Origin of the sequence: Paraburkholderia sp. GAS42 (assembly GCF_050436565.1) — a bacterium.
Taxonomy (GTDB): Bacteria; Pseudomonadota; Gammaproteobacteria; order Burkholderiales; family Burkholderiaceae; genus Paraburkholderia.
On the sequence record NZ_JBNDML010000002.1, the window covers coordinates 418586 to 439444 of the forward strand.

Annotated in this window: 19 protein-coding genes; 14 read left to right on the top strand and 5 right to left on the bottom strand. The window is 62.0% G+C overall.

Annotated elements, in window-relative coordinates:
- Positions 1-11: 11 nt before the first annotated feature.
- Together P3T16_RS04495 and P3T16_RS04500 are read right to left on the bottom strand one after the other, a co-directional pair.
- On the bottom strand, positions 12-998 hold the full coding sequence (locus P3T16_RS04495; RefSeq protein WP_429341323.1) for an ABC transporter substrate-binding protein: 987 nt from the start codon (positions 996-998) through the stop codon (positions 12-14).
- Positions 999-1062: 64 nt separating this feature from the next.
- Positions 1063-1854: an ABC transporter permease gene (locus P3T16_RS04500; protein ID WP_429254407.1), complete on the bottom strand. Its 792-nt coding sequence runs from the start codon at positions 1852-1854 to the stop codon at positions 1063-1065.
- Positions 1855-2334: 480 nt separating this feature from the next.
- On the opposite strand from P3T16_RS04500, the gene P3T16_RS04505 reads away from it, so the two are divergent.
- The 7 genes from P3T16_RS04505 to P3T16_RS04535 all read left to right on the top strand — a co-directional run bounded on the left by P3T16_RS04505 (position 2335) and on the right by P3T16_RS04535 (position 9976).
- Positions 2335-3174 carry an alpha/beta fold hydrolase gene (locus P3T16_RS04505; protein WP_429341324.1) on the top strand — a complete coding sequence of 280 codons (840 nt, stop codon included), beginning with the start codon at positions 2335-2337 and terminating at the stop codon, positions 3172-3174.
- Positions 3175-3303: 129 nt separating this feature from the next.
- A complete protein-coding gene (locus tag P3T16_RS04510; protein WP_429341325.1) occupies positions 3304-4203 on the top strand; it encodes an FAD binding domain-containing protein in 900 nt (299 codons plus the stop codon).
- A complete protein-coding gene (locus tag P3T16_RS04515) occupies positions 4200-6509 on the top strand; it encodes a xanthine dehydrogenase family protein molybdopterin-binding subunit (RefSeq protein ID WP_429341326.1) in 2310 nt (769 codons plus the stop codon). Before P3T16_RS04510 ends, P3T16_RS04515 begins: the two co-directional genes overlap by 4 nt.
- Before the next feature lie 3 nt (positions 6510-6512).
- Positions 6513-7013: a (2Fe-2S)-binding protein gene (locus tag P3T16_RS04520; protein ID WP_429254411.1), complete on the top strand. Its 501-nt coding sequence runs from the start codon at positions 6513-6515 to the stop codon at positions 7011-7013.
- A 90-nt stretch (positions 7014-7103) separates the two neighbouring features.
- Entirely contained in the window at positions 7104-8504 is a 1401-nt protein-coding gene (locus tag P3T16_RS04525) for an MFS transporter (protein ID WP_429341327.1), read from the top strand.
- Between the two features lie 3 nt (positions 8505-8507).
- A complete protein-coding gene (locus tag P3T16_RS04530; RefSeq protein ID WP_429341328.1) occupies positions 8508-8885 on the top strand; it encodes a RidA family protein in 378 nt (125 codons plus the stop codon).
- 47 nt (positions 8886-8932) lie between these two features.
- Entirely contained in the window at positions 8933-9976 is a 1044-nt protein-coding gene (locus tag P3T16_RS04535) for an XdhC family protein (RefSeq protein ID WP_429341329.1), read from the top strand.
- Between the two features lie 17 nt (positions 9977-9993).
- Here the strand turns inward: P3T16_RS04535 and P3T16_RS04540 are convergent, their stop codons facing one another.
- Together P3T16_RS04540 and P3T16_RS04545 are read right to left on the bottom strand one after the other, a co-directional pair.
- Positions 9994-11595 carry a class I adenylate-forming enzyme family protein gene (locus P3T16_RS04540; RefSeq protein ID WP_429341330.1) on the bottom strand — a complete coding sequence of 534 codons (1602 nt, stop codon included), beginning with the start codon at positions 11593-11595 and terminating at the stop codon, positions 9994-9996.
- Entirely contained in the window at positions 11571-12566 is a 996-nt protein-coding gene (locus P3T16_RS04545; protein ID WP_429341331.1) for a LysR substrate-binding domain-containing protein, read from the bottom strand. The genes P3T16_RS04540 and P3T16_RS04545 overlap by 25 nt, the downstream gene beginning before the upstream one ends.
- Positions 12567-12880: 314 nt before the next feature.
- On the opposite strand from P3T16_RS04545, the gene P3T16_RS04550 reads away from it, so the two are divergent.
- From P3T16_RS04550 to P3T16_RS04580, 7 genes are all read left to right on the top strand, one after another.
- Entirely contained in the window at positions 12881-14098 is a 1218-nt protein-coding gene (locus tag P3T16_RS04550) for an NADP-dependent isocitrate dehydrogenase (RefSeq protein WP_429341332.1), read from the top strand.
- Positions 14099-14217: 119 nt separating this feature from the next.
- On the top strand, positions 14218-14655 hold the full coding sequence (locus P3T16_RS04555; protein WP_429254417.1) for a PaaI family thioesterase: 438 nt from the start codon (positions 14218-14220) through the stop codon (positions 14653-14655).
- A gap of 161 nt (positions 14656-14816) precedes the next feature.
- Positions 14817-16298, top strand: a complete 1482-nt coding sequence (locus tag P3T16_RS04560) for a UbiD family decarboxylase (RefSeq protein ID WP_429341333.1) — start codon at positions 14817-14819, stop codon at positions 16296-16298.
- Positions 16299-16501: 203 nt separating this feature from the next.
- Entirely contained in the window at positions 16502-17155 is a 654-nt protein-coding gene (locus tag P3T16_RS04565) for a CoxG family protein (protein ID WP_429341334.1), read from the top strand.
- 98 nt (positions 17156-17253) lie between these two features.
- On the top strand, positions 17254-18663 hold the full coding sequence (locus P3T16_RS04570) for an MFS transporter (protein WP_429341335.1): 1410 nt from the start codon (positions 17254-17256) through the stop codon (positions 18661-18663).
- A 108-nt stretch (positions 18664-18771) separates the two neighbouring features.
- The gene (locus P3T16_RS04575; RefSeq protein WP_429341336.1) at positions 18772-19284 is read left to right on the top strand and encodes a hypothetical protein; all 513 of its coding nucleotides are present in this window, start codon (positions 18772-18774) and stop codon (positions 19282-19284) included.
- 136 nt (positions 19285-19420) lie between these two features.
- Positions 19421-19720 carry a DUF4148 domain-containing protein gene (locus P3T16_RS04580; protein ID WP_429254422.1) on the top strand — a complete coding sequence of 100 codons (300 nt, stop codon included), beginning with the start codon at positions 19421-19423 and terminating at the stop codon, positions 19718-19720.
- A gap of 6 nt (positions 19721-19726) precedes the next feature.
- On the opposite strand, the gene P3T16_RS04585 is transcribed toward P3T16_RS04580, so the two are convergent.
- Entirely contained in the window at positions 19727-20854 is a 1128-nt protein-coding gene (locus P3T16_RS04585) for a succinylglutamate desuccinylase (RefSeq protein ID WP_429341337.1), read from the bottom strand.
- Between the last annotated feature and the right edge of the window lie 5 nt (positions 20855-20859).

Genomic DNA, 20859 nt, shown 5'->3' on the forward strand with positions numbered 1-20859 from the left:
CGCAAGGCGGCTCATGGTACGAAGACCCCGGTGTAGTATCTGGCCGGGTCGTTCGCTGATTTATCCAGCTTGCTGTATTGCACGATCGCCGACACGGAATCGGTGATGTTCTTCGCGCTGACATGAAAGATGGGCGCGTTCCTGGTTTCGGCCGTGCGGTAGAACGGAATCGTTGCCTTGAGCGTCCGGATCATCGTGTCGCGCGATCCTGCGGCTGGCAGCGTCTTGAGCAAGGCGTCGACGGCGACGGCCGGATCTTTCTCGCTCTCGCTGACCGATCTGGCGGTGGCGCGCATGAAGCGCTTCAGCAAGTCGGCGTTGTCCCTGATCATGTCGTCACGGGCGATGATGCTGAGCGTGGCCACGTTGACGTTGTAGTCCGCAAACAGCAGCGCGTGCGCGGGCTTTCTGGTGGCCTGTTCGACGGAAATCAGTGGCATGGTCGCGAAGCCAACGAGGAGGTCGGCCTGGCCGGTAATCACCGCATTGATCGTCGTTTGCGGATTGCCGGTGATGGTCTTGAAGTCCGATTCCTTCAACCCGACCTTGTTCATGAACATCGTCCACAGCTGGGACGATGCGTCGCCCGGCGCGACCGCGACGGTCTTGCCTTTGATGTCCTGCGGGGTCTTGATGTTCTTTTCCGCAAGACCGACGACCGAAGTCGGATTCTCCTGCATCAGCACGCCGATCGCTTTCACCGGCGCGCCCATCGCCGCGACCTTGACCATCGTGCTGAAGTCGGCATAGCCGATGTCGACGTTATGGGTGGCGACGGCCTGTACGGTCGGTCCGGAGCCGTGCCCTTCCATGAGCTTGAGGTCGATGCCCTCCGCGTCGAAATAGCCCTTCACCTTGCCGAGATAGAACGGCGCGACCGCACCATTGACGGTGTAGTTGAGCATCATGGTGACGGAGTCTTTCGCGAGCGCGTTGCTGCATAAGGCGGCGACGCTGATCGCGGCAGCGGCGAGACGGGATAGGGTTCTGTACTTCATGTTGTCTCCTGCTTGTTATATGACCTGGATATCTGGATGAGAAGCGAGCCGCGGCAGTAGCGGCTCACGAGCGACCCAGGACTCGCGAGCGATGCGACGAGTGCCACGGAATCGCGACGCGTTCGAGCATGTCGATCACCACGAACAGCAGCGCCCCGATTACCGACAGCACGACGAGCGCGGAGAAGATCAGCGGCTGGTCGAAGTTGCCGTTGGCGCGTTGCAGGACGAATCCGAGCCCGGAGTTCGCGCCGACGAACTCGCCGACCACTGCGCCCACTACTGCAAGCGTGATCGACACTTTCATGCTGGAGAAGATCGACGGCAGGGCGTGAGGCAGGCTGATCTTGAAGAACGTCTTTAGCGGTGAACTGCCCATCGATTTCGCGAGGTCGATCAGGTCTTTCTCGACCGACTTGAAGCCCATGACCGTCGACACGACCACGGGAAAGAAGCCGAGCAGAAACGCCACCAGCACGCGCGGGAAAAGACCAAAGCCAAACCAGACGACGAACAAGGGTGCGATCGCCACCTTCGGAATGCTTTGTGAGAACACGACCAGCGGGTACAGATAGCTTTCGATGAGCGGCGACGCTGCTACCAGCATCGCAATCGGCACGCCGATCAGCACCGACAGCGAAAAGCCACCGAGGGTCGCGTAAAGGGTCGGCAGCGACTCCTGCAACAGCATTTGCCACTGGGCGGCGATCTGCTCCATGATCGCCACAGGCGTCGGTACCAGGTATGGCGGGATCTTGAAGATCCGGATCACGAGGTCCCATGTCACGAGCAGAACGAAGATGAGCAGGAGCGGGCGCACCCACTGCGAAGTGAGGATTTTTTTAGCGGAGTTCATGACGTTCGACCTTTGTGATTGACCGATTGAAAAGTGGACCGCCGGACCGGCTAACGGCGATGTGGCTTGTGATGAGCTTGCGGGTGCGCGCGCATTGCGCGTTCGTCACGTAACGGGGCGTTGAGCCGCTGGAAGCAGACGTCGTGGCCATCGGGGCCCCGGGTGCACGGGCGGCCGGTGTGATCGCTGGTGCTTCCGCGACGACGGCGTGCCGATGCGGTACACCTTCGCAGGAAGATTGCAGGCGACCAGGTCAGCGGGCAAACGGTAATTGTTCATGCTGCATATGAGAGAAATTCATCCCGGCCGCGCTGCGCCCGGGTATGCGTGCTGCCCGGAACGGCCATTCGCTGCCAATGAATTGTTTTCATACATCGCATGAAAGATCATCGTTTGCTGCCGTACCGACGGACCAGCAATATCCGGCTGCGGGGCTCAATTCCCGAATCCAACCCTACCCGACAGCCTGCGGAACACGCGATGAACAATCAATTCAATCCCGATCTCGTGTCGTCCCACGTCACAGTGCGAGACGGCACGCGCATCGGATACAGCCTGTATGGCGGAACCCGGAACCCCATACGGGTCGTGCTGGTGCATTCGCTGGCGATGGATCGTCATTTCTGGACACCGGTTGTGCAGAAACTCCTTCCCCGTGCTTCGGTTCTTGCAATCGATGCTCGCGGTCATGGCGCTTCAGACAAGGCTGCGGGCCCGTACACCGTGCCGCTCTTCGCGCAGGATGTGCATGACGTAGTGGCCGCACTGCAATTTCAGCCCGTCCTGATCGCGGGCGCATCGATGGGCGGCTGCGTTGCCCTTCAGCTCGCGGCGACCTGTCCGGATATTTGCACCGCGGTGGGTCTCATCGACACGACCGCGTGGTACGGCGAGACGGCCTCGCAAGACTGGAATGCACGCGCGCAGAAGGCTGAAACCGGTGGCCTGGCGCCGCTCGTCGATTTCCAGGCAACCCGCTGGTTTAGTGACGCGTTCCGTGCCGACCATCCCGACGTACTACAGCGCTGTGTCGACACGTTCCTGCGTAATGACGTCGCTGCGTTCGCCGCGACAGGCCGGATGCTGGGCGATTTCGACGGTCGGGCGCTGATGCCGGATGTCAAGGTGCCGTGCTGTGTGATCGTCGGCGAGGAAGACTATGCCGCGACGCCGGCCATGGCGCGCGCGCTTCATGCAGGGATTGCCGGTTCGACGCTGGTGGAAGTTCCGAAGGCGCGTCATCTGACGCCGCTCGAAACCCCGGACGTCGTCGCCGCGGAATTGCACACCCTGCTCGACCGTGCGCACTGCGCCCGCTAGACACGTTTTCGAAGTGCCGGCAGGCACGCCGCAATCGTGCGGCAATGACCGCGCTTGTCCTGCCGGCGCTCGCGGAACAGATGAAGCGCGCTGCCCGCGCAGCGCGCCACAAAAAAAGGAGTGCACCCGATGATTCCGTTTGAGCTCGCGAGGCCGAGGTCGCTCGAAGAGGCGATTGGGCTGCTGGATCCGGAGGATCCAGACATTCGCCCGGTCGGCGGCGGCACGGCGGTGATGTTGATGATGAAGGCCGGCGTGCTGCGACCCACGCGGCTCGTAAGCCTGCGTGACATCGAACCCGCGTATTCGCAGGTGCGGATCGGCGGGAACGGCGAATTGCGCATCGGCGGACTGACGCGCCTCGCAACGCTCGAACACTCGCCTCTCGTCAAGGAGGGCTGGCCGATGCTCTCGCGCACGCTCCGGACGCTTTCGAACGTGCGCGTGAGGAACGTTGCGACGATCGGCGGCAACCTGGGTCACGCGGACCCGCACATGGACCTCCCGCCGGTGCTGACCTCGCTCGGCGCGCGGGTCACGTTGAGCGGCCCGCAGGGCGAGCGCACGGTGCCGATGGAGCAGTTGTGCACGGGCTACTACGAGACGGTGCTGGCCCGCAACGAGCTGATCTCGGAAGTGATCGTGCCGCCACAAGCCGGCAGGCCCGCCGCGTACATGAAAGTGACGACGCGCGCGGCCCATGACTGGCCCGCGCTTGGCGTCGCCGTTGTGCTCGACATGCAGGGTCCGCGGATTCGCAACGCGAGCGTGATCGTCGGCGCCGCGACCGACAAACCGACGCGGCTGACGAAGACTGAGGCGTTACTGCGCGATGCGCTTCCCGACGAGATCACCTTGCGTCGTGCCGGCGAAGAGGGCGCGCAGGAGCTGGATATCGTCGGCGATCCCCACGGCTCGGCCAGCTACAAGAAACAACTGCTCAGGGTTTATCTGGGTCGCGCAGTGCGTTCGGCACTTGCCGCCACCGCTGGCAAACCTGCCGGCCATCACGGAACCCATGCATCATGAAAATCGAAACGGCTCTGGACGAGCAACCAGCAGAGAAGCAGGTGGGCCGCTCCCTAAACCGCCTCGAAGCGCGATCGAAGGTGACCGGGCGCGCGGAATACATTCATAACCTCGTGCTGCCGCGCATGCTTTACGGCAAGATATTTCGCAGCACCGTCGCGCACGGCAGGATCGTCAGCATCGACACGAGCGCGGCGCGCGAGATGGAGGGCGTCTTCGGCGTCTACACCGCGCAGGACATCCTGCAGGTCATCCCCGAGCCCTATTTCGGTCCGGCCTTCCATGACCAGCCGATTCTCGCGCTCGAGAAAGTCCGTTATATCGGCGAGGCGGTTGCCGTCGTGCTCGCGGCCGATCCGCACGTCGCCGAGGAGGCCACGCATCTGATCATGGCCGAGTACGAGGAATTACCCGCCGTGTTCAACGAAGTCGAAGCGGCGAAATCGGGCGTTCTCGTACACGATTTCCTGAGGCCAGCCGGCACGTTTCCCGATCTGAAGCATCTGGCCGGTCGCAGCGGCACTAACGTCGCGCTCGATTTTCAGCTCAGGCGTGGCGATGTCGACGCGGCATGTGCGGCCGCGGCACACGTGTTTGAGGACACGTTCACGACGCAGCAGGTGATGCATACGCCACTCGAACCGATGGTGTCGATTGCGGAGCCGGGCGAGGACACGCTGACGGTGCACACCGCGTCGCAGAGTCCGTCGTTCGTGCGGATCGAAATCGCGCGCCTGCTCGGCTGGGCGGAAAACCGCATACGCGTGAAGTCGGCGCTGCTGGGCGGCGGTTTCGGTGCGAAGCTGTATATCAAGCTCGAGGCGCTCGTGGTCGCGTTGTCGTTGCTCGCACGGCGCCCGGTAAAGATTTCGCTGACGATGGAAGAGCAGTTCTTCACCATCACAAAGCATGCAACGACGTTCCGGATGAAGACCGCAGTCTCGGCCGACGGCCGCATCACCGGCCGCAAGTGCGAAGTGTGGTGGAACGGCGGCGCTTATGCGGATATCGGCCCGCGCGTCACGCAAAAATCGGGCTTCACCGCGTCGGGGCCCTACGACATCGAGAACGTCTCGATCGATTCCTACGCGGTGTATACGAATCTGCCGCCTGCCGGCGCCTTCCGCGGCTTCGGTATTCCGCAGATGGTGTGGGCCTATGAGAGCCACGCGGACATGATCGCGCGTGCGCTCAGGATCGATCCGGTGGAGTTCCGTCGCCGCAACATTCTGCGGGAGGGACGGCCGCATGCAACCGGCACGCCGATGCAGGATGCGGCCATCGACCTCGTGCTCGAGCGCGTCGCCGGGCGGATGAACTGGAACGCACCGTTCGAGCGCGGCACGGGCACGGTGCGTCGCGGGCGCGGCATCGGTATCGGCTTCAAGGCGCTGGTCGCGCCGACGACTTCGGTTGCGATGGTGAGTCTCGCTGGCGACGGCAGTTGCACGGTCTATTCCAGTACGGTCGATATGGGCCAGGCGTCGGAGACGGCGATCGCGTTGATGGCGGGCGAAGTGCTCGGCGTTCCGGCCGAAAGGATCAAGGTGATGCGGCCGGATACCGACGTCACGCCTTACGACATGGCCACGCTCGGTTCACGTTCGACGTTCCATATGGGACACGCGGTGCGTCTCGCGGCGGAAGACGTATGCAGGAAGCTCGTCGACATCGCGAATGAACTCGGCGTGTCACCGGTTCCGGCGGCACGTGCCGGCGAGTTGCTGCGGCGCAAGTATGGTATGCAGGCCGGCAACGTCGTCGGTATCGGCAGCTTCATTCCGGCCTACGAGTCGCCTGCGTATGAATCGGGACAATCGGAGAACATCACGCCGAACTGGATGGTCGGCGGCTGCGGCGTGGAAGTGGAAGTCGACACCGAGACGGGGCATTTCAAGCTGATCCGCTTCGAGCACGTCGTCGATTGCGGTACGCCCATCAATCCCAAGGTGGTCGACACGCAGATTTCGGGCGCGGCGATCATGCAGCTCGGCATCACGATGTTCGAGCGCATGGAGTTCGATGAAGTGGGGCAGCTTCGCAATGCTTCATTTGCCGAGTACAAGATCCCGGGCATCCATGACATCCCGCCTGTGATTGGCCGCGAGACCGTCGACTCGGTGCAGCACAACGGCCCGTTCGGCGCGAAGGGCGTCGGAGAGAGCTCGACCTTCGGTGTCGCATCGGCCATCGCCGAAGCGATCGAGGACGCGGTGGGCGTTCGGCTCAAATCGTTGCCGCTGACCCCCGAATCCGTTTTCCGCGCGTTGTGCGTCTTGCGCAACGCGCCGCTGTCCGAGGAGTAGTCCATGAGTGCCACGTCCATTACGATCCACTTCACGCTGAACGGCGAACCGGTGAGCGCGGTCATCGAACCGCATCGAACGATTCTCGAAGTCTTGCGGCAGCACTTTTCGCTGTATGGTGCCCGGGAAAGCTGCGGTCAGGGGCTGTGCGGGTGTTGTACGATCATCGTGAACGGCGAGAGTGTGTCGGGTTGCCTGTTTCTGGCAGCGATGGTCGACGGTGGCGAAGTCGTCACGATCGAACATCTCGATGCCAACGGTCAGCTCGATCCCGTGCAGCAGGCGTTCATCGAATGCGGGGCGTTTCAGTGCGGATTCTGCACATCCGGCTTCATCTTGATGAGCCACCAGTTGCTCGACCGCAATCCCGACCCGACCGAAGCCGAAATCAGGCATTTCCTGTCCGGCAATCTGTGCCGTTGTGCGGCTTACCCCGAGATCATCGAAGCCGTTAAACTCGCGGCGCAAATGCGCAGGTCGGAACAGAAGGAAGTGCTCGCATAAAGCAGTCGCGCTTGTCCCGCGCATCGGTTCAGCGGTGCAGACATCGCATGAAGCCGGCTGTGTGGAGAACAACAACGAAGGAGACAGTCGATGCAGCGACCCTTGGAAGGGCAGGGTGACGGCACGCGTGGGTCGCGCATGCCGACCGCGGTCACGATCAACGACGGCGTTGCGCACGTCGTCTGGTACCGGTCGATCAACCGGCAACAATGGAGCGCGCTCGTTGCGTCCAATCTCGGGTGGTTCTTCGACGGCTACGAGACCTACGCGCTGATTCTCACAGTCGGCGGCGCACTCGGTCAGTTGCTCGAACCTTCCGCGCATGCGCAGATTCCGTTCTACGCGGGTCTCACCATCGCATTGACACTGCTTGGATGGGGCATCGGCGGACTGGTCGGCGGTGTGCTCACCGACTACATCGGCCGCAAGCGGATGATGATGCTGGCGATTCTCGCGTACTCGCTCACTACGGGCCTGAGCGCGCTCTCGTGGAACTGGGCGTCGTTTGCGGCGTTGCGCTTCGTAGTCGGGCTGGCGATGGGTTCGGAGTGGGCGACCGGCACCGCCATGACCGCCGAAATCTGGCCCGACCAGCATCGAGGCAAGGGCGCGGGACTCATGCAGTGCGGCCTCGGTATGGGTTTCTTCGTGGCATCGCTGGTGTGGCTTTTCATGAGCGGCATGGGTCAGCATGCATGGCGCTATATGTATCTTCTCGGTGTACTGCCGGGACTGGCTACCTTGTGGATGCGCGCCGGTATACCGGAGTCGGAGCAGTGGGCACGTGTCGACGCGGACCGCAAGGACGCGCAGGTTCGAAGGAAGGCCGGCATGGCGCTCGACGATCGGGAACAGGCCCTCGCGCGTCTCACGCTGTTCGACCTGTTTGCGCAACCGAAATTGCGCCGTCGCACCGTGATTGCCGTGTTGATGTCGCTTAGCACGACGCTGGGCTGGTGGGGTATCTCCACGTGGGTGCCGCCGTATATCGGTTCGGTCGCGGCGCAAGCGGGGCTTTCAGCGCCGGCCTGGGCGAGCTTTGCGGGCATGGCATACAACGTGGGCGCGATCGCAGGCTACATTGGTCTCGGCTTTCTTGCGGACGCGTATGGGCGCAAGCGTGTCACCATCCTGTTCTTCGCGATGGCGTTCGTGCTGACGCCGGTGCTCTTCATGTGGACGCACGATGTCGTGCTCCTGCTCGCGGTCGCGTGCGTCACGGGATTCTTCAGTCTCGGCCAGTATACGTGGATGCCGACATGGCTACCCGAACTGTATCCGACGCGTGTACGCGGCACGGCGATAGCCTTCTGCTTCAATGTCCCACGCTTTCTTGCGTGGAGCGGTCCGCTCGTCGCAGGAACCCTGATCGCGCGCTTTGGTGGCTACGGTCATGCGGCAGTGACAGTCGGTTTCATCTATCTCGTGGGTCTCGCGCTGGCTCCGCTGCTGCCGGAAACGCGAGGCAAACCCTTACCTGAGGAGGTTTGAACAATGAATTTCGTTTTTACGGCCGATGCGCCGGCGCCGGGGGGGCACTATTCGCAGGCAGTTCAGGCGGGTGGCTTCACATTCGTGTCCGGCATGCTGCCGGGGCCGGGTGTCGCAACCGAAGGCCCGGACAACTTCGAGCGTCAGGTGCGCGCGACGCTGCAGCATTGTGAGCACGTCCTTGCCGAAGCAGGATGCAGGCTGACCGACGTCGTGCAGTGCACCGCCTATATCGTCGGTGTCGGGCACTGGCCGGAATTCAACCGCATCTATGCGGAGTACTTCGGCGACCACAAGCCGGCGCGCGCCGTCGTGCCGGTACCGGAACTGCATCATGGATTTCTCGTCGAGCTGCAGATGGTGGCCCATACATCGGCTTGACGAAGGAGCCGCCACCAGTGGGGCGTTGACGGGACAGGAGAACAGCGATGGACAGCATTGACGTAGCCGTCTTGCAGCATGCAGTCGACTGGCTCAGGGCCGGTCGCCGCGTCGTGCTCGTCACCGTGACCCGGACGTGGGGCTCCAGTCCGCGGCCTGTCGGCTCGATGCTGGCAATGCGTGATGATGGCGTCGTAAGCGGTTCGGTGTCAGGCGGATGCGTCGAGGACGATCTGATGGATCGTGCGCGACGGCAATTATTCGCCGGCGAGCGGCCGGAGGTGGCCACTTACGGCATCAGCGCGGAAGAAGCCCTGCGTTTCGGCTTGCCGTGCGGAGGCACGATGGAGCTGGTCATCGAGCCGCTTTGGGGTGACGGGTCGCTGGCTGGACTCGTCGATCTCGCGGCGCAACTCGCACAGGGCGCGCTGATCGGACGCGAACTGGATATCGCAAGCGGGCGCACGCGTCTTCGTCGTGCATTGCCGGACGAACAATTGCGCTTCGACGGCAGGACGCTCGTGACCGTGCACGGTCCGCGCTATCGTCTTCTGATCATCGGCGCGGGCGATCTGTCGCGCTTCCTTGCGACGATCGCATGCGGACTCGGCTATCAGGTGACCGTCTGCGACCCGCGGGAAGAATACGCCGATGCGTGGAGCCTGCCGAACGTGAGCATCGTGCGCTCCATGCCCGACGACACGGTGCTCGATATGCGTCTCGACGCGCACAGCGCGGTCGTCGCACTGACGCACGATCCAAAGCTGGACGATCTTGCCCTGATCGACGCGTTGAAGACGGATGCGTTCTACGTTGCCGCCATCGGCTCGCGCAGAAACAGTGACAGGCGACGCGAACGCCTCAAGCTCTTCGACGTCAGCGATGCGCAGCTTGGCCATTTGAGCGGACCAGCGGGCATTTTCATCGGCAGCAGGACGCCGCCGGAGATTGCCGTTTCGATCGCCGCGGAGATGACGGCTGCGAAGAACGGCGTGAGCTTGCCGAAAACGCTTCAGGTCGCGCAGGCGAAGGCCGCGCATGAGGACGTTTCCGCGCATGCCCTTTGCCCCATCCTGGCAGAGACAGTTTGACGGTTCTGGCGGCGCGACTACTCGCACTCGGGTAGATCCCTGGCGGTATTGACGATTTGCCACCACTGTTGCCGCAACTCGTCGCGCAGGATCTTGCTGCGGGCGTTCCGCGGCAGCGATGCCACAAGATAAACGTGCTTCGGCCATTTCTCTCGGGGGAGATGCGCTCGACAGTACGCACACAACTCTTCCGCATCGGGAGCGGTGCCCGGGTGCGGGACGACGAAGCATACGGATTCCTGCCCGTACACGGGGTCGGGAACGCCGAGGGCCGCTACGTCCTGCACGTCCGGATGGCCCAGCATCGCGTCCTCGATTTCCTGCGGAACGATCTTGACGCCGCCGCGGATGATCAGGTCGTCCATCCGCGCTGCCATTCGTACGAAGCCGTCCGCGTCACGCGCCGCAACGTCACGGGTAAAGAGGGGCGCACCACGAATGGGTTTGATGGTGCCGTCCGAACACAGCAGCCCGAGCGCAAGCTTGGGTCCGCTCACGACCACCTGGCCTTCCACGTCGGGGCCGCACGACACGCCATCGGGGTCGACGATATCGAACTCGATATGTGCGACGGGATAGCCGACGGTGCCGATCCTGCGTCGTTGCGCCCGGTTGCCGCACATCCAGCCCGCCTCCGACGAGCCGTAGAGGTTCAGTATCCGGATGCCATAGTGCTTTTCGAAACGCGCCCACTGGACGGGCGACAGCGGAGCCGTGCTGCAGGTCATCGCGCGCAGCGTCGCGAAGCTTCCGTCACGGGTGTCGACAGGCGCTTCGAGTAGCATGTTCAGCACCGTCGGCACGCCCGCGCTCACGGTGACACGATGGCTCTTGATCCAGTCCGCGAACCGGCTCATGGAAAAACGGCGTGCGACGCATAGCGTCGAGCCAAGCTGCAGGAACGGCATCAAACTGAGAATCTGCGCCGAATACCAGTCGAACGAACGATACTCGAGCGCGCGGTCGTCGACGTTCAAACCCAGCAGATCGATGCTGTCGAGACTGTTCAGCCAGTAGCACGCGTGATCGTACACGACGATCTTCGGCATGCCGGTCGTGCCGGACGTACAGCACATCGATGCAATATCGCCGGGTGCGGATGCCGTGGCGCCGTCTGGAAGGGCGACGTCGTCGCGATCGTCGCTGGCGAGCCGTAGCGTCTCGGGCGCGGCCTCATCTGCGCCGGTTGACGACCAGGCAGCAAAGCGCATCACCGGCCCGTCCGTTACCGCACAGATACTGTCGTCCCCATTCGCGGGAGCGAGGACGAGCGCGGGCGCGATGGTGTCGATCAGCGTGCGGGCGATCGCGGGACGGACGAAGGACACATCCAGCGGACACACGACCGCGCCGATGCGCCAGATGCCAAGCCACAGAAGCAGTTTGTCCAGCCCCTCCGTGCCGGCGAGTACGACGCGCTCGCCCTTTTTTATACCGCGGCGCAGTAACTGGCGTCCAATTCCATCTACGACACCCGCCAGTTCTTTGAAGGAGATGCTCTTGCGGTCATCGACGTCGACGATCGCAGGTTTTTCGGGCGTCCGCCGCCTATGCTGCTCGAGCAGAACCGCTACGGTGCAATACGGCGGGTCGGCTACCGGCTGAGAGGTGCTGGACATGGAGCCATATGGCCTTCGACTGACGACGCGGACGAAGCATGGGGCGTCGCAGAAGCTGTCTTGCGAGCCGGGTTTTCACCTAGTCGCGCAAGCGCCCATTCGCGAAACTGCTCCACCTTCTTCATCCTGGCCTTGTCGTTTGGCGACGTAACGAAATAGGCGGAGTTCGACGGCACTCGCAGGTCGAATGGCGCCACCAGTTTGCCGCTCGCGAGATCGGCGTCGACGAGCGGCGTGCGGCCGATGGCAATGCCGACACCGTCGACTGCGGCGGCGAGCGACGTCAGTTGCAGATGGAATACCGACTCGCCGGCGAATTCGACGGGTTTCTGGACGGCTGCTTCGAGCCACGCGGGCCAGTCATCCTGATACATCGAGTAAAAGTACGTGCGAATCTGCCGCATCCGCGCGAGGCCTTCTGCGATCGAGCCGAATTCGCCAGTCTCCGCGAGCACCGCTGGCGAGCAGACAGGGAAGAACTCTTCGCCATGCAACCGGTCGGCTCGCGAGGATGCCCAGCGCCCCGAGCCGTAGCGAATCGCGACGTCATAACTGTTGCGCTCGAATTCGTTGAAGGTCGAACTGGTGGCGAGATGAACAGTGATCTCGGGATGGTCGCGCTGGAATTCCGGCAGCGCCGGGATGAGGCATTTCACGGCATACGTCGGCAGGCAGGTGACAGTTAGAACCGTGCTCGGTTTTTTCTTGCGCGCGTGTGCCGTTGCAATCGACAGAAGATTGATCGCTTCGTGCACGGAATTCAGATACTCGCGTGCGGCCGGCGTCAGCGTGAGCACGTTGCGCCGACGAACGAACAGCTTGATTTCCAGCCGGTCTTCAAGGGTCTTGATCTGATGGCTGATTGCGGTTTGAGTCAGTTCAAGTTCCTGTGCTGCGCGCGTGAAGCTGAGATGTCGCGACGCTGCTTCGAAAGCAAGCAGGCTCTGCAAGGAGGGAATGTACGGTCTCATTCGGCGTCAGGGCGGTGCGAGGTCGTCAGGTATCCGATTGTAGTCGGTTTCATTGTTGTGTTCGCGCGCCGGGTTCATACGAATGCGCAACGCGGCTCCCAATGGAAAGGGAATGACGGATGATCAGCCGGTTATGCCCAGCGAGGAAATGAAAGTTTCTCATGTCGTGTATGAGAAAAGTTAGTTTGCGCGTGCGGAAAGCGCTCATGCACTCTTCGATCTTGCTGCCCAACGCATTGAATGACGAACCGTGGTTCCTCGAAGTAACGGCTTCGCAGACGCTAGCGCATCAACCATTCTGAATTCGGAAAACCATGACTATCGCAAGAGTGAAGGTCCGGACCCCACTCGTGGAGATGGAAGGCGACGAGATGGCCCGCGTCCTGTGGCAATGGGTCCGCGATGAATTGATTCTGCCGTTCGTGGACGTGAGCCTCATTCAGTTCGATCTCTCCATCGGCAACCGCGACAGGACGGACGACCAGGTGACACTGCAAGCCGGACAGGCGGCGAAGGAATACGGCGTGTCGTTGAAGTGCTCGACCATCACGCCGGATCGCGCAAGGCAGCAGGAGTTCGGACTCGCACGGCTTTATCCGTCGCCTAATGGGACGATCCGTAACGCGCTTGACGGAACGATATTCCGTGAGCCGATTATCTGCGTCAATGTCCCGCGCCTCGTCGCGCATTGGAACCAGCCGGTGGTGATCGCGCGTCATGCGTTCGGCGAGCAGTACCGCGCGAAGGAAATAGTCGTGGGCGGCGCCGGCACGATGAAGCTCGTGTTCGAACCGGCTGACGGCGGCGAGCCGCTCGTTCAGACCATTCACGAATTCCCGGGTGCCGGCGTGGCGCTCGGCCTCTTCAACCTCGACGAGTCGATTCGCGGATTCGCTCGCGCGTGCCTGAACTTCGGGCTGCAGAGGGGCTACCCCGTTTACTTTTCACACAAGGGTACCGTGCTCAAGCAGTACGACGGACGTTTCAAGGAGATCTTCGCCGAGGTGTTTGAAGAGTTCGCACAGGCGTACGAGGCGGCGCAGCTCATCTATGAGCCGCGTCTGATCGACGATATGGTTGCGTTCAGCCTTAAATCGTCGGGTGGTTATCTCTGGGCCTGCAAGAACTACGATGGCGACGTGCAGTCGGACTATCTCGCACAGGGCTACGGATCTCCGGGCCTCATGACGTCCGTGCTGATGTCGCCCGACGGGCGTTGCATGCAGACGGAGACAGCACACGGTACGGCGGTGCGCCACTACCGGCAGCACATGCGAGGCGAGCCGACATCGAGCAATCCGCTCGCGACGATCTTTGCGTGGAGTCGGGCGCTCTGGCAGCGGGGCCGCCTCGATGAGACGCCCGATGTGATGAACTTTGCGGCGACACTCGAGCGGACATGCATCGAACTGGTCGAAGCCGGCACCATGACGCGCGACCTGGCGCTGCTGATCAGCCAGGATAGCCCTTACGTCGGAGCGGACGCATTCGTGCGGCGCGCTGGGCGTGCGTTGCAGGCGCGCCTGAATTGATGCATGGCTCGGGGACGGATTCGCCGCGATCCATGACACGCGATGTTCACGACGCGTGGACAACAGATTGGGAGCGGCGCGCACAAAGGCCTTCCAGGTAGCGGGTGTGGAGAACAATTTTGAATATCGATGTGCTGGATAACCCCTTCCTGGCGAGCCTGGGCGCCACACGTACCGGGTGGCGCGAAGGCTTTGCGGAGTTTTGTGTCTGCTTTCATCCTGCGTTGCTGAACAGGCAGGGCGTGCTGCAGGGCGGTGTGATCGCAACGCTGCTCGATGCTGCCTGCGGATATGCGGGCCTTTACAGTCCCGATCCGCAGCGGCCGGTTCATGGCGTGACGCTTTCGCTGACGTTGAACTTCCTCGACAAAGGCCTCGGTGACACGGTCATTGCGCGAGGTTTCCTCGAACGCAAGGGCAAGTCGATTTTCTTCGCGCGTGGCGAGGCATGGATCGACTCCACGACGCTCATCGCGACCGCACAGGGCACATTCAAATACGCCGGAGGCCGTGCAAGGCGGGAACAGCTGGCGCGCGGGAGCAGCGGAAGCGACTGAGCGGCGCGCCGCCCCCATGTCGCCTCGCCCGCGCATGAAAGAATCTCATCCCCAGCATGAAAGATGGTCGTTTGCGCCCGTCCTGCGATTGCTTCAATGTTCCATTCGAGAAGCGATAGAACAGCAAGGCAGCGTATCCGCTGCGGCAGCGCATGACGCGCATGAATATCAAGGAGACCGAGAAAGTGACAAGTACGTCGACGACCCATTCGCTCGACCTCAGGGCCTGGCTCGAAGAGGCACGCTCGCTTGGCGAGCTGACTGAGGTGTCGGGAGCCGACTGGAATCTCGAACTCGGCGCGATAAGCGAGCTCAATGTGAAGAAAGAGCGGCCGTCTGCACTGCTGTTCGACGATATTCCCGGCTACCCGAAGGGCTTTCGGGTGCTGACCTGCAGCACGGCAAGCCCGGCGCGTCTGTCCTCGATCCTGCGCATCGGTCATGAGTCCACGCATCGGGGGCTCGTAGAGACGCTGCGGGGAAGGCCGAAGCAATGGCAGTCGCAGGCCCCGGAATACGAACCCGTCACCGTTGCCAACGGGCCTATCTTCGAGAATGTGCAATCCCGCGACGATGTCGATCTGTTCTCGTTTCCGTCGCCGCTGTGGCACGAGAAAGACGGCGGCCGCTATATCGGCACCGGCTGCATGGTTGTCACCAGGGATCTCGACTCGGACTGGGTCAACGTCGGCACGTACCGTGTGATGATTCACGACAGGAATCATGTCGGACTCGACATGATCCCCGGCAAGCACGGCGCGATCCAGTACGACAAGCACATGAAGGCCGGCAAGCCATTTCCCGTTTCGATCGTGATCGGCTGCGATCCGCTCGGCTATCTGATATCGGGCATCGAAGTGCCGTTTGGCATGTGCGAACTGAACTATGTCGGCGCGATCCTGAAGCAGCCGGTGTCGGTCGTACACGGCCAGTTGACCGGTCTGCCGTTCCCGAGCGCGTCGGAGATCGTCATCGAAGGGTACGCGCATCCGGGCGACGTGAAGATCGAAGGCCCGTTCGGCGAGTTTCACGGCTATTACCCGGGCAAAGCGGAAACCGCGCCCGTGGTGACGATCGAGCGCATCTACTATCGCAACGATCCGATCATCATGGGCAGCCCGCCGGCGAAGCCGCCTAACGACTACTCCTATTCGAAGGCGGTCATGCGCTCGGCGCTGCTGCTCGACGCATTGCAGGCTGCCGGCGTGCCCGACGTCGAAGGTGTGTGGGCACACGAGATTGGCGGCGCGCGCATGTTTAACGTCGTGTCGATCAGGCAGCGCTATGCGGGACATGCTCGCCAGGCTGGGCACATCCTCAGCCAGTGCGGCGTCGGCGCTTATATGTCGCGCTATTCGATCGTGGTAGACGAGGATATCGACCCGTCGAATCTTCAGGAGGTCATGTGGGCGGTGGCAACGCGCACCGATCCGGATATCGATATCGACATCATCAAGAGAGGCATGGGATCCAAGAACGACCCGATGTCGATCGCCAATCCCTACAAGGCGCCGTTCAACGCCAAGGCAATTATCGACGCATGTCGTCCCTATGACTTCCTCAAGGAGTTTCCGGAAGTCGCGGAAGCGAGCAAGGAACTGCAGGAAAAAACGCGCGCGAAGTGGCAACACATCCTGGGCTAGCCGGCTGATGCAGCGCCGATGTTCGATGAGGTGATTCACCTGCACGTGCGGGCCGGCAAGCGAGCCGCGGTGACGGCGTAATTGACCCGGCACCGTTGGCGCGTCACCCGGAAGCTTCAACACCCAACCATGCTTGATCGCAACGCCCTGCGAGGGGCTCGCCTGCCCCGGCGATGTCCGGGGAAGGAAAAGGAGAGTTGTAAATGGAACTGACTGGCGAACAAATCTTGCCGCTGCCGCGAGAACGTGTCTGGGCGGCATTGAACGACCCCGAGATCCTGAAGGCCTCCGTGCCGGGTTGCGAGTCATTCGAACGTGTGGATGAAAATCAGTTTCAGATGGTGATGGCCGCTTCGGTCGGCCCTATCAAGGCCCGTTTCAAGGGCAAGATGACGCTGACTGACTTGCAGCCGCCCCAATCCTATTCGCTGACGTTCGAAGGCTCCGGTGGCGCAGCCGGGTTCGGCAAAGGTGGCGCGCGTGTCGATTTGCTGCCCGAGGGCGTGGGTACGAAGCTCGTATACAAATCGCATGCTCAGGTGGGCGGCCGCCTTGCACAAGTCGGCGCGCGACTGATCGACGGCGTGGCGAAAAAGATGGCGGAAGACTTTTTCGGTCGCTTTACTGCGGCCGTAACGGGTCCGCAAACGCAAGTCGAAGTCGATGGGGCGATGATCGGCCAGCCGGGTGACGCTCGCAGGTCAACGCCGATGGCAGGCAGCGCTATACCGGGTGCAAGCGCAGCCACCCAGCGCGGTGCCGACGACACCAGGGCGACCGGCAACCGCAAGGTGTGGCTCTGGGCGGCCGGCGCGATCCTGGTGGTCGCTGCGGCCGCCGCCTACACGCTGCACTGATACGAAAAGCCTGGTAAATCCCGCACGTCTCGCACTACCGGCAGCACCAGACCGGCCGCCTGACGATCAATAAGCGGGTATCGAATGAGGAGACCGAGATGCAGGAAGGCGGCGTGTTGCAGAGCACAGTGAGCCGGAGTCAGGCGTGGGAACCGATGGCTGGCGCATCGTCGGCGAGAGCGGAGCTGATTCGACGCATCGAAAGCGTGCCGTTCTCGTGGTGGCATACGAAGGCTCGCATCATTGTGGGCAGCGCCACCTTTTTTGACGCGTTCGATGCCCTGTCGATTGCCTTTGTGCTTCCAGTGCTGATCGGCTTATGGCACATCGAACCGTTGCAGATCGGTGTGCTCATCGGCGCCAGCTACATCGGGCAGTTCGTCGGTGCGCTGATTTTCGGCTGGTACGCCGAACGCCACGGCAGAATCAGGAGCGCAACGATCTCCATCGGCATTATGTCCGTGATGAGCCTCGGTTGTGCGCTGAGTGGAAATTTCATGATGTTGCTCGCCTGCCGGTTCGTTCAGGGTATAGGCGTGGGTGGCGAAATGCCGGTTGCCGCGACCTACATCAGCGAACTTTCCAACGCGCGCGGCCGGGGCAAATACTTCATGCTGTACGAGGTGATCTTCCCGGTTGGCCTGATGGCGACCGGACAAATCGGCGCGTGGCTCGTGCCGACGATCGGCTGGAAGATCATGTTCTGGATCGGTGCGGTGCCGGGGCTGTTGATTGCCGCGCTAGTGTCGCGGCTTCCGGAGTCGCCGCGCTGGCTTATCAGCAAGGGCCGTCTCTCCGAAGCCGAAGCCGTGATACGTGAAATGGAGGCAAGCACCGAGCGGCGCATTGCACCAGGTCAATCCGTGCAGCAACACAAAACCGAAGCGGCTTCGAAGGCCGGCTGGCGGGAAGTCCTGTCGCCGCTTTATCGCAGCCGCACGTTGATCGTGTGGCTTCTGTGGGCCAGCGCCTTTTTCGTCGCCAACAGCCTGAACAACTGGTTGCCTACGCTGTACCGCTCTGTGTATCACCTGCCATTACAAACCGCGTTGCGCGCTGCATCGATGACAAATGTCGCGCAGGTGGTGCTGCTGCTCGTATGTGCATACAGCATTGATCGCGTAGGACGTCGCAGCTGGACGGTCACAGCCTTTGTTGTCGCGGCCGCGCTGCTGGCTGCCCTGGGCTTCTTCGGCGCGCATAGTGTGTGGGGCGTGATGATGCTCGGTACGGTGAGCTACGGGTTGATCGGCTCGATTGCCGCAGTGCTTTACCTGTACACGCCCGAGGTCTATCCGACGCGTATGCGCGCCACCAGCACCGGCCTCGCGACTTCGTGGTTGCGCCTGGCATCGGCGGTCGGACCTTCTCTCGCTGGCCTGCTGTTGCACAAGCAGGGTATCGGATCGGTATTCCTGATGTTTGCGGGAGTGAGCGTAGTCGGTGCGCTAGGCGCCTTGAAAATGATCGAGACACGTGAGCGGAGTCTCGAAGAGATCGCACCCTGACGCGCGGCAATGGGCTGCGATGACTTTTAAAAGACGAGACGCACGGGTTGCAGGAAATCGTGCAGTCCGTTTGCGTTGGCAAGTGAACTAGCCTCCCGGGTTACCTATATGGTCGACATCAACGCACCGCATGCGACATCAACCGCAAGAGGCGATTTTGACGCGTGGCCTTGCGCGCTGCAAACGCTCCTTGACGGCATGGATATCGAGTCAAAGAGCAGTTTCACCGCTTCGCTGCTCGCGGTCGACGAGAGCGCCCGGGTGCGCACTTCGCTACTGAGTGTTGGCGAACTCTTCGTGCCCGACGCACGTACGCTGTGCTTCGCGTTGTGGTCCAGTTCACGGACCGCGCGCGCAGTCCATTCGACGGGGCGCGCAGCACTGACTTTTGTCTTCGACGAAGCTTTCTATCAGTTGCAGTTGAATGCTCGTCCGGTTTCCTGCGGCAATTTTCCGCTGACGTGTTTTGTGGCGACCATCGAGGCGGGAGAGTCGCAGCGGGTGGACTATGCACGCTTGACGACTGGAATCAGTTTTCAGCTACAGCAACACAAGACCGTGATCGAGCGCTGGTACGGACAGGTGCAGGTATTGAAGCGACTGGCAAGCATGCATGCTTGAACAGCGCCCGACCGACCGCGTGCGTCATCGACTGTAATCAATCGCTTCCGTGGAATCCAGGCATGCGCCGTACTGCGCACTGTATGTAGCGTTAAGATAAAGGGTTTACGCTACAACGGGTCTTCGGAGGCCAATCATGAAAGGTCTTTTTCAAGCTGCCGCGATCGCGGCAGTACTTGCTGCGCCTCTTTCCTCACATGCTCAGTCACAATCATCCGTTAGCCGCGCGCAAGTGCGGCAGGAACTGATTGAAATCGAGAACGCCGGCTACAACCCGTCGACGTCCGACTCCACCGCCTATCCGGAGAACGTTCAGGCAGCTGAGCGTCGTCTGGATGCCCGCAATGGGCAAGATAGCGCCTATGGGGGTGTAGCCGCGGGTTCAGGGCGCTCAGGCAGCGGAAGAACGTTCTATGAAGGCGACGACACTCAATAACGCGGTCTATGCGCCGAGCAGCACGCCTGTACGCACCGGACGCGTGCCCGTGACGCGCCCAAGCGGCGCGCCCGCAGTCGCGAAGCGGATGGCACGCCGCATATAGAGGACGCCATCCGTGTGGCTGCTGATCGTGGTCGTCTCGTCCGTCAGTGGATCGACGATGTCGAACAGCGGGTCGCCCGCGCGGATCGTGTCGCCGATTTTTGCCCGATGCACGACGATGCCGCTGACAGGCGCATAAAACTGCTCGCTGCCAGCGAGCGGAGTCGCGGGAAAAGGCAGCGGCGGCAGCGCTTTCGGCTCGCCGCGAATCGCCCCACGCGACATGAGGTAATCGATGATCGCGTCGGCGTCCTGCTGCGCAACGGCGTACGACACATCGCGCTGTCCGCGGCATTCGACCGTGACCGCGAGCGTGCCATCCGGTACGGGCTTGCCGGCAGGCATCTGCTGCTGAAGATTCCACCAGATCAGGCTGTGCGCCTCGTCAAAGGCCTGGCCGCCGGAGTGGGTGGCGAGTAGCGAGGCTTCGGCGCCGAGATAGCGGGCAAGCGGTTCGATCGACGGCCACGCGGCTTCGGTCGTGTACACGTGCATCACGGCTTCGAGCGAGCAATGCAGATCGATGACGAGGTCCGCATCGAACGACTGCTTGAATAGCGCAAGTTGCAACGATTCGAATTCGGTCAGCGGCGCCTGCTGCGCGAGTTCTTCGCGCAGCAGTTCACGGATGATGTCGCGATTGCGCATGGCATCGGCGCCGAGCCGATCTTTCGCGCGCTCGGCGAGCGTCGGAAACGCCAGGAAGTGACGATTGAAGTTCTTGCCGCTCGCAAGGTCGAAGCGTCCGATGAACTGTCCCATCACGTATTGTCCGAGGCCGACCGGATTGGCGACCGGCACCAGCACGATTTCCGCGGCCAGCGCTCCGGCCGCTTCGAGTTCGAGCAGACGGCGTTTCAGCAGAACGGCCGTGAGCATCGCAGGCGTTTCGTCCGCGTGCAGCGACGACTGAATGTAAATTTTTTGCCCGCTGTCCGATGAATCCGACGAGGGACCAAAGTGGAAACTCACCAGTTCGCGGTGCGTGCCGACGGCGGGTGACAGAAGGGGCGTGGTCTGCTTTTGCATGCGTG

Excerpts from the sequence above, each read along its gene's own strand:
- P3T16_RS04520 (WP_429254411.1), top strand. The coding sequence starts at position 6,513 with ATGAGTGCCACGTCCATTACGATCCACTTCACGCTGAACGGCGAACCG.
- P3T16_RS04510 (WP_429341325.1), top strand. The coding sequence starts at position 3,304 with ATGATTCCGTTTGAGCTCGCGAGGCCGAGGTCGCTCGAAGAGGCGATT.
- P3T16_RS04550 (WP_429341332.1), top strand. The coding sequence starts at position 12,881 with ATGACTATCGCAAGAGTGAAGGTCCGGACCCCACTCGTGGAGATGGAA.
- P3T16_RS04580 (WP_429254422.1), top strand. The coding sequence starts at position 19,421 with ATGAAAGGTCTTTTTCAAGCTGCCGCGATCGCGGCAGTACTTGCTGCG.
- P3T16_RS04515 (WP_429341326.1), top strand. The coding sequence starts at position 4,200 with ATGAAAATCGAAACGGCTCTGGACGAGCAACCAGCAGAGAAGCAGGTG.
- P3T16_RS04495 (WP_429341323.1), bottom strand. The coding sequence starts at position 998 with ATGAAGTACAGAACCCTATCCCGTCTCGCCGCTGCCGCGATCAGCGTC.
- P3T16_RS04570 (WP_429341335.1), top strand. The coding sequence starts at position 17,254 with ATGCAGGAAGGCGGCGTGTTGCAGAGCACAGTGAGCCGGAGTCAGGCG.
- P3T16_RS04525 (WP_429341327.1), top strand. The coding sequence starts at position 7,104 with ATGCAGCGACCCTTGGAAGGGCAGGGTGACGGCACGCGTGGGTCGCGC.
- P3T16_RS04530 (WP_429341328.1), top strand. The coding sequence starts at position 8,508 with ATGAATTTCGTTTTTACGGCCGATGCGCCGGCGCCGGGGGGGCACTAT.
- P3T16_RS04535 (WP_429341329.1), top strand. The coding sequence starts at position 8,933 with ATGGACAGCATTGACGTAGCCGTCTTGCAGCATGCAGTCGACTGGCTC.
- P3T16_RS04500 (WP_429254407.1), bottom strand. The coding sequence starts at position 1,854 with ATGAACTCCGCTAAAAAAATCCTCACTTCGCAGTGGGTGCGCCCGCTC.
- P3T16_RS04565 (WP_429341334.1), top strand. The coding sequence starts at position 16,502 with ATGGAACTGACTGGCGAACAAATCTTGCCGCTGCCGCGAGAACGTGTC.
- P3T16_RS04560 (WP_429341333.1), top strand. The coding sequence starts at position 14,817 with ATGAATATCAAGGAGACCGAGAAAGTGACAAGTACGTCGACGACCCAT.
- P3T16_RS04545 (WP_429341331.1), bottom strand. The coding sequence starts at position 12,566 with ATGAGACCGTACATTCCCTCCTTGCAGAGCCTGCTTGCTTTCGAAGCA.
- P3T16_RS04505 (WP_429341324.1), top strand. The coding sequence starts at position 2,335 with ATGAACAATCAATTCAATCCCGATCTCGTGTCGTCCCACGTCACAGTG.
- P3T16_RS04575 (WP_429341336.1), top strand. The coding sequence starts at position 18,772 with ATGGTCGACATCAACGCACCGCATGCGACATCAACCGCAAGAGGCGAT.
- P3T16_RS04585 (WP_429341337.1), bottom strand. The coding sequence starts at position 20,854 with ATGCAAAAGCAGACCACGCCCCTTCTGTCACCCGCCGTCGGCACGCAC.
- P3T16_RS04540 (WP_429341330.1), bottom strand. The coding sequence starts at position 11,595 with ATGTCCAGCACCTCTCAGCCGGTAGCCGACCCGCCGTATTGCACCGTA.